Genomic DNA, 7,526 nt, shown 5'->3' with positions numbered 1-7,526 from the left:
ACTACCTGCAGCTGATGAGCGGCAGCAGCAGTGGCGACGAGAACCGCGCCACCGAGCTGGGCGAGATCTCGCGCGGCCTGAAGGCCCTGGCCAAGGAGCTGCAGTGTCCGGTGATCGCGCTGTCGCAGCTGAACCGCGGCGTCGAGCAGCGCACCGACAAGCGCCCCCTGATGAGCGACCTGCGCGAGTCCGGCGCGATCGAGCAGGACGCCGACATCATCATGTTCATCTACCGCGACGACTACTACAACAAGGACTCGCGCGAGCCCGGCGTGGCCGAGATCATCATCGGCAAGCAGCGCAATGGACCCACCGGCACCGTCAAGCTCGCCTTCATCAAGCCGCTGACGCGCTTCGAGAGCCTGGCGCTGGGCAGCAGCGACGATTTCTGAGCGCCGCGTCGCCCGCCGGCACCCGCCCGTCGAACGCGCGCAGCGATCAACCGAATCGTCATCGGCGCGACGCCAGCGCGCCCACCCCGCGCAACGCAGGCATCATCAAACGACCGCGGAGCAGGCCGCGCCCGCGAACGCCATGCCAGGGCGCATGCCGGGCATCGGCGTTGCTCCTCCTCCAAGCGACAGCGCCACAGGGGAGGGAAGGCGCGCAGCGCCTCAGGGGGGCGTCACATCACGCCAGCGATCGACGCGCACACGTAGTCGATGTTGCCCTCGTTCAGCGCCGCCACGCACAGGCGGCCGGTGTCCGTGCCGTAGACGCCGAATTCGTTGCGCAGGCGCTGCATCTGCGGCTTGACGAGGCCCGAGTAGCTGAACATGCCGATCTGCTCGGTGATGAAATCCATGTCCTGCCGCACGCCCGCGGCCTTCAGCCCCTCGACCAGCTTGCCGCGCATGCGCTTGATGCGCTGGCGCATGCCGGCCAGTTCCTCTTCCCACTGCACGCGCAGCTTCGGATCGCCCAGCACCATGGCCACGACCGAGCCCCCATGGGTGGGGGGGGTGCTGTAGTTGGTGCGGATCATGATCTTGAGCTGTGACAGCACGCGCGCCGCCTCGTCCGCATCCGTGCACAGCACCGACAGGGCGCCGACGCGCTCACCGTACAGGCTGAAGCTCTTGGAAAACGAGGTCGAGATGAAGAAGTTCAGGCCGGCCGCGGCGAACTTGCCGACCGCCGCGCCGTCTTCGGCGATGCCATGGCCGAAACCCTGGTAGGCCATGTCAAGGAACGGCGTCAGGCCGCGCGCCTTGACGGTGGCGATCACCTGGTCCCATTGCGCCGTGGAGAGGTCATAGCCGGTCGGGTTGTGGCAGCAGGCGTGCAGCACGACGATGGTCCCGGGTGCCGCCGCCTGCAGGTCGGCCAGCATGCCCGAGAAATCGAGCTGGCGCGTGCTGGCGTCGTAGTAGCGATAGGCGCCGACCACGAAGCCGGCCTGGGTGAACAGCGCGCGATGGTTTTCCCAGCTCGGGTCGGAGATCAGCACCTTGGCCGCGGGGCTCAGGTGCTTGAGGAAGTCGGCGCCGATCTTCAGCGCGCCGGTGCCGCCCAGGCACTGCACGGTGGCGACGCGGCCCGCGCGCACCGGTTCCGAGTCGGCGCCGAACACCAGGCCCTTGACCGCGCTGTCGTAGGCCGGGATGCCGTCGATCGGCAGATAGCCGCGCGGCTTGGGCGCTGCCATCAGCGCCTGCTCGGCCGCTTGCACGCACCGCAGCAGCGGCAGCCTGCCGTTCTCGTCCAGGTAGACGCCGACCCCCAGGTTGACCTTGCGCGGGTTGGAGTCGGCGGCGAATTGCTCGTTCAGGCCCAGGATGGGGTCGCGCGGCGCCAGCTGGACGGCGGAAAAGAGGGACATGGGAGTGCTGTGGGTGGAGAGCTGAAAAGCCTGGCAGGGGCGCGGCACATGCGCTAGCCTGCAGGGTTGAATGCAATTTTATCGATCCGTTGCATTGCCGCGAGTCGCCCCGACCTGATGTCCATGCCAGCCACCGTCCAAGCCGTTGCCGAGCCGCCTGTCGCCAGGGGCCAGTTCGTGAGCTTTCCCGGCTCGCCGTTCCAGCTGTTCCAGCCCTATCCGCCGGCCGGCGACCAGCCGACGGCGATCGACCAGCTGGTCGAGGGCGTGCAGGACGGCGAGGTGTTCCAGACCCTGCTGGGCGTCACGGGCTCGGGCAAGACCTTCACCATGGCCAACGTGATCGCCCGCCTGGGCCGGCCGGCCATCGTGTTCGCGCCCAACAAGACGCTGGCGGCGCAGCTCTACAGCGAGTTTCGCGAGTTCTTCCCGAAGAACGCGGTCGAGTACTTCGTCAGCTACTACGACTACTACCAGCCCGAGGCCTACGTGCCGCAGCGCGACCTGTTCATCGAGAAGGACAGCGCCATCAACGAACACATCGAGCAGATGCGCCTGTCGGCCACCAAGAGCGTGCTGGAACGCCGCGACGTGGTGGTGGTGGCCAGCGTCTCGGCGATCTACGGCATCGGCGCGCCCGACGACTATCTCGAGATGCGCATGATCCTGAAGGTCGGCGGCAAGCAGGGCCAGCGCGAGGCCATTGCCCAGCTGGTGCGCATGCAATACCAGCGCCAGGACATCGACTTCCAGCGTGGCACGTTCCGCGTGCGTGGCGACACCATCGACGTGTTTCCGGCCGAGCACTCGGAGCTGGCGGTGCGCATCGAGCTGTTCGACGACGAGGTCGAGGCCATCAGCCTGTTCGATCCGCTCACCGGCCGCATCCAGCAGAAGGTGCCGCGCTTCGTCATCTATCCGTCCAGCCACTACGTGACGCCGCGCGACAAGACGCTGGCGGCGGTGGAGACCATCAAGCTGGAGCTGGCCGAGCGGCTGAAGCATTTCGTCGCTGCCGGCAAGCTGGTCGAGGCCCAGCGCCTGGAGCAGCGCACCCGCTTCGACCTCGAGATGCTCTCCGAACTCGGCCACTGCAAGGGCATCGAGAACTACTCGCGCCACCTCTCGGGCGCGCGCCCGGGCGACCCGCCGGCGACCATGGTCGACTACCTGCCGAAGGACGCCATCATGTTCCTGGACGAGAGCCACCAGATGATCGGCCAGCTCGGCGCCATGTACAACGGCGACCGCTCGCGCAAGCAGACCCTGGTCGACTACGGCTTTCGCCTGCCCAGCGCGCTCGACAACCGGCCGCTCAAGTTCGAGGAATTCGAGCGCCGCATGCACCAGGTGATCTTCGTCTCGGCTACGCCGGCCGACTACGAGAAGCAGCATGCCGGCCAGGTGGTCGAGCAGGTGGTGCGGCCCACCGGCCTGGTCGACCCCGAGGTCGAGGTGCGCCCGGCGGCGACCCAGGTGGACGACGTGCTGCAGGAAATCCACGAGCGCGTGGGGCGGCACGAGCGCGTGCTCATCACCACGCTCACCAAGCGGATGGCCGAGCAGCTCACCGAGTACCTGGCCGAGAACGGCGTCAAGGTGCGCTACCTGCACAGCGACGTCGACACCGTCGAGCGCGTCGAGATCATCCGCGACCTGCGCCTGGGCGCCTTCGACGTGCTGGTCGGCATCAACCTGCTGCGCGAGGGCCTGGACATCCCGGAGGTCTCGCTGGTGGCGATCCTGGACGCCGACAAGGAAGGCTTCCTGCGCGCCGAGCGCAGCCTGATCCAGACCATCGGTCGCGCCGCGCGCAACGTGCGCGGCAAGGCGATCCTGTACGCCGACACGATGACCGAGTCGATGAAGCGCGCCATCGGCGAAACCGAGCGCCGGCGCGCCAGGCAGATCGCCTACAACCAGGAACACGGCATCACGCCGCGCGGCATCGTCAAGCAGGTGCGCGACCTGATCGACGGCGTCTACAGCGACAGGAGCGGCCGCGAGGCCGAGCGCCTGGCGGCCGGCGACGACCTCGTGCTGCCCGAGGCCATGTCCGAGAAGGGCCTGGCGCGCGAATTGCGGCGCCTGGAAAAGCAGATGCTCGAGCATGCCCGCAACCTCGAATTCGAGCAGGCCGCGCGCGTGCGCGACCAGCTCGCGCGCCTGAAGCAGCAGGTGCTGGGCAGCGCGGGGGAGGGCAGCGCCGCGGCATGAGCACCGGTGCCCTGCAGGCGTCGGCTGCGGCGGCCTGCGCCGTGCGCCGGATCGATGCGCTCCGTGTCCGGGTGGGAGCCGGGCTACCTGGTGTCGGCCGCAAGCGCGCGGCGCGAGGAACCAAACCCCCTGACTCAAGTCGGAATTGGTGTATACTTGAGTAAATTACTCGGGATTGAGGCTTGATTCCGGGAATTTCAACGGATCAAATGTCTTCTCGCACAGTGACAAGGAGTACGCCATGCGCCTGACCACCAAGGGCCGATTTGCGGTGACCGCCATGATTGACCTGGCCCTGCGCCAGGATGGCGGGCCGGTGACGCTGGCGGCGATCAGCCAGCGGCAGCAGATCTCGCTGTCCTACCTCGAGCAACTGTTCGGCAAGCTGCGCCGCAACGAGCTGGTCGAATCGACACGCGGCCCGGGAGGTGGCTATTCGCTCGGGCGCAAGGCCGCGGAGATCACGGTGGCCGACATCATCACGTCGGTCGACGAGCCGCTCGACGCCACGCAGTGCGGCGGCAAGGGAAACTGCGGCGCCGATGGCAGCCGCTGCATGACGCACGACCTGTGGGCCGCCCTGAACGTCCACGTGCTGCATTTCCTGGAGTCGGTAACCCTGCAGAAACTCGTGGACGAGCAACATGCCCTGGGCTTCGAGATCGAGGACAAGCCCGCCACCAAGCGCGCGATTTCCAGCACCCCCGTGGTCAAGCCGATCCGCGTCAATGCGCCCAATTCGGTGTTCGCGCTCGGAGCCCTCGCGGTCAAGTGAGGCGGGCGCCTCGCACGGCGGCAGCCCGTCCGGTGCCGGTGTGATCCGGGTCGAGGGCGCTTCGCCATGGCAAGCGCGATGAGCGTGGCGACTCCCCTGCCCATCTACCTCGACTACGGTGCCACCACGCCGGTGGATCCGCGCGTGGTCGACGCCATGCTGCCGTGGCTGGGCACGCACTTCGGCAATCCGGCCAGCCGCAGCCACGCCTGGGGTTGGGAGGCCGGCAAGGCCGTGGAAGCGGCGCGTGCCCAGGTTGCGGCCCTGATCGGCGCGGACGTGCGCGAGATCGTCTGGACCAGTGGCGCCACCGAATCCGACAACCTCGCGCTCAAGGGGGCGGCGCAGCAGTTGCGCGACCGGGGCCGGCACCTGGTCACGCTCAAGACCGAGCACAACGCCGTGCTCGACCCCCTGCTGGAACTGCAGCGCGAAGGTTTCGAGGTCAGCTTCCTCGACGTCGGGCCGGACGGCCTGGTCGATCCGGAGGCTTTTCGCGCCGCGCTGCGGCCCGACACCATCCTCGCCAGCGTGATGCTGGTGAACAACGAGATCGGCGTGATCCAGGACGTGGCGGCGCTCGGCGCCATCTGCCGCGAGCGCGGCGTGCTGCTGCATGTCGACGCCGCGCAGGCCACCGGCAAGGTCGCGATCGACCTGAAGACGCTGCCGGTCGACCTGATGAGCCTGACCGCGCACAAGACCTACGGACCGAAGGGCATCGGGGCGCTCTACGTGCGACGCCAGCCGCGCGTGCGCCTGGTGGCGCAGATGCACGGCGGCGGCCAGGAACACGGGTTGCGCTCGGGCACGCTGGCCACGCACCAGATCGTCGGCATGGGCGAGGCCTTCCGGCTGGCGGGCGAGGAACTGGCGGCTGGCGAAACCCGCATCGCCACCCTGCGCGACCGCCTGCTCGCAGGCCTGGACGGGCTCGATGGCGTGCTGCTGAACGGCCACGCCACGCGGCGCGTGCCGCACAACGTCAACCTCAGCTTTGCCGGCGTCGACGGCGAGGCCCTGCTGCTCGGCCTGCCGCAGCTGGCGCTGTCCAGCGGCTCGGCCTGCCACAGCGCCAGCCAGCAGCCGAGCCATGTGCTGCGCGCGCTCGAGCGCAGCGACGAGCTCGCCCATGCCTCGCTGCGCATCAGCTTCGGGCGCTTCACCACCGAGGACGAAATCGACCGCGCCAGCGCGGCGATCCGCGCACGCGTGACGCAGTTGCGCGCCCGCGCCGGCGGGGTGGCGTCGTCCTGAGCGCCGGGGCGCCGCCGGCAGCGCGCTGCCTGTGAGCGGGGTATCATCCCCGCGTTGTCCCGGTCGGCACGCACTGCGGCCGGCTGCCCGTCTCCCGCAATCCGTGTTGCCCGTTCATGACCATCACCCTGTCCGAATCTGCCGCTCGTCATGTCGCCAACCATCTTGCCAGCCGCGGCAAGGGCCTGGGCGTGCGCGTGGGCGTGACGACGACGGGCTGCTCCGGCTTTTCCTACCAGCTCGAGTACGTCGACGAAGTCGCACCGGGCGACGTGCTGATCGAGCAGCACGGCGTCAAGCTGGTGGTCGACCGCGACAGCCTGTCGCTGATCGACGGCACCCAGGTCGACTATGTGCGCGAAGGCCTGAACGAGGGTTTCCGGTTCACCAATCCGCGCGAACGTGACCGCTGCGGCTGTGGCGAATCGTTCAGGATGTGAAGCTGCCCCTGTGCCGCTGCGCCCCAGGCGCTCGCCGCCAGAGGCGGCAGCTCCTGGGTCCGTCCAGAGCCGGGCAGGCAGGTCTGGGGCCACGGGCCCCAGGCCCTGCAAGGGAAACGCACCCAGTGGCCAGGGGGCCCGGCCGCAGGAGTCCCGAATGGCCTGCTCCGCGGCCAGCGGAACCGGACCGTTTCATGTGGCGCGGGTGCCGCGAAGCGCGGTGGAACAACCGAGGTGGACAGACGCTGAGCGGCTGCCGCGCACAGGCCCGGGCGCGCCGCGACAAACCGACGCATCGACATGACCCGACAAATCGTCCTGGACACTGAAACCACTGGCCTGTCGGCCGACACCGGCGACCGCATCATCGAGATCGGCTGCGTCGAACTGGTCGGTCGCAAGCTGACCGGCAACAACCTGCACCTGTACCTGAACCCCGAGCGCGACAGCCACGAGGATGCGCTCAAGGTGCACGGCATCAGCAATGAATTCCTGCGCGACAAGCCGAAGTTCGCCGAGGTCGCGGACGATTTCCTGCACTACGTGCAGGGCGCCGAGATCATCATCCACAACGCCGCGTTCGACCTCGGCTTCCTGGACAAGGAACTCGAGCGGCTGCAGCGTCCGGCTTTCGAGTCCTTCGTCGACAGGGTGACCGATACGCTGGCCATGGCCAGGCAACTCTATCCGGGCAAGCGCAACAGCCTCGACGCCCTGTGTGATCGACTGGAGGTGGACAACTCGGGTCGGACCCTGCACGGCGCGCTGCTCGATGCCGAGCTGCTGGCCGAGGTCTACATCAACCTCACGCGTGGCCAGGAGGCGCTGCTGATCGACCTGGGGGACGCGGGCGGTCCGGGCCGGGTGGCCGAGCGCGTCGACCTGTCCGGCTTCGAGCTGCCGGTGCTGGTCGCCAGCGAGCGCGAACGCGCGGCGCACGAGGCCGTGCTGGCGGAGATCGACCAGGCGAGCGGCGAGCGCACCGTCTGGCGGCAGCAAGAGCCCCTATAATGCG

At 68.5% G+C, this 7,526-nt stretch carries 7 protein-coding genes; 6 read left to right on the top strand and 1 reads right to left on the bottom strand.

Going from position 1 to position 7,526, the window contains the following annotated elements:
* Positions 1-392, top strand: a 392-nt coding sequence (locus PKA16_RS10690) for a DnaB-like helicase C-terminal domain-containing protein (protein WP_324403097.1), incomplete at its 5' end; no start/stop codon positions are given.
* A 233-nt stretch (positions 393-625) separates the two neighbouring features.
* Here the strand turns inward: PKA16_RS10690 and PKA16_RS10685 are convergent.
* Positions 626-1,822: an amino acid aminotransferase gene (locus PKA16_RS10685; RefSeq protein ID WP_324403095.1), complete on the bottom strand. Its 1,197-nt coding sequence runs from the start codon at positions 1,820-1,822 to the stop codon at positions 626-628.
* 123 nt (positions 1,823-1,945) lie between these two features.
* Between PKA16_RS10685 and uvrB the strand changes: the two genes are divergently transcribed.
* The 5 genes from uvrB (at position 1,946) to dnaQ (ending at position 7,522) form a co-directional block, all read left to right on the top strand.
* Positions 1,946-4,039: an excinuclease ABC subunit UvrB gene (gene uvrB / locus PKA16_RS10680; RefSeq protein WP_324403094.1), complete on the top strand. Its 2,094-nt coding sequence runs from the start codon at positions 1,946-1,948 to the stop codon at positions 4,037-4,039.
* A gap of 241 nt (positions 4,040-4,280) precedes the next feature.
* On the top strand, positions 4,281-4,814 hold the full coding sequence (gene iscR / locus PKA16_RS10675; protein WP_324403092.1) for a Fe-S cluster assembly transcriptional regulator IscR: 534 nt from the start codon (positions 4,281-4,283) through the stop codon (positions 4,812-4,814).
* Between the two features lie 66 nt (positions 4,815-4,880).
* Entirely contained in the window at positions 4,881-6,071 is a 1,191-nt protein-coding gene (locus tag PKA16_RS10670; RefSeq protein ID WP_324403090.1) for an IscS subfamily cysteine desulfurase, read from the top strand.
* Positions 6,072-6,187: 116 nt separating this feature from the next.
* The gene (iscA, locus tag PKA16_RS10665) at positions 6,188-6,511 is read left to right on the top strand and encodes an iron-sulfur cluster assembly protein IscA (protein WP_324403088.1); all 324 of its coding nucleotides are present in this window, start codon (positions 6,188-6,190) and stop codon (positions 6,509-6,511) included.
* A 300-nt stretch (positions 6,512-6,811) separates the two neighbouring features.
* On the top strand, positions 6,812-7,522 hold the full coding sequence (dnaQ, locus tag PKA16_RS10660; RefSeq protein ID WP_324403086.1) for a DNA polymerase III subunit epsilon: 711 nt from the start codon (positions 6,812-6,814) through the stop codon (positions 7,520-7,522).
* Positions 7,523-7,526 lie beyond the last annotated feature (4 nt).

This window comes from Ottowia sp., from assembly GCF_035325765.1.
Classification (GTDB): domain Bacteria; phylum Pseudomonadota; class Gammaproteobacteria; order Burkholderiales; family Burkholderiaceae_C; genus Ottowia.
This window is presented reverse-complemented; position numbering and strand designations above follow the sequence as displayed.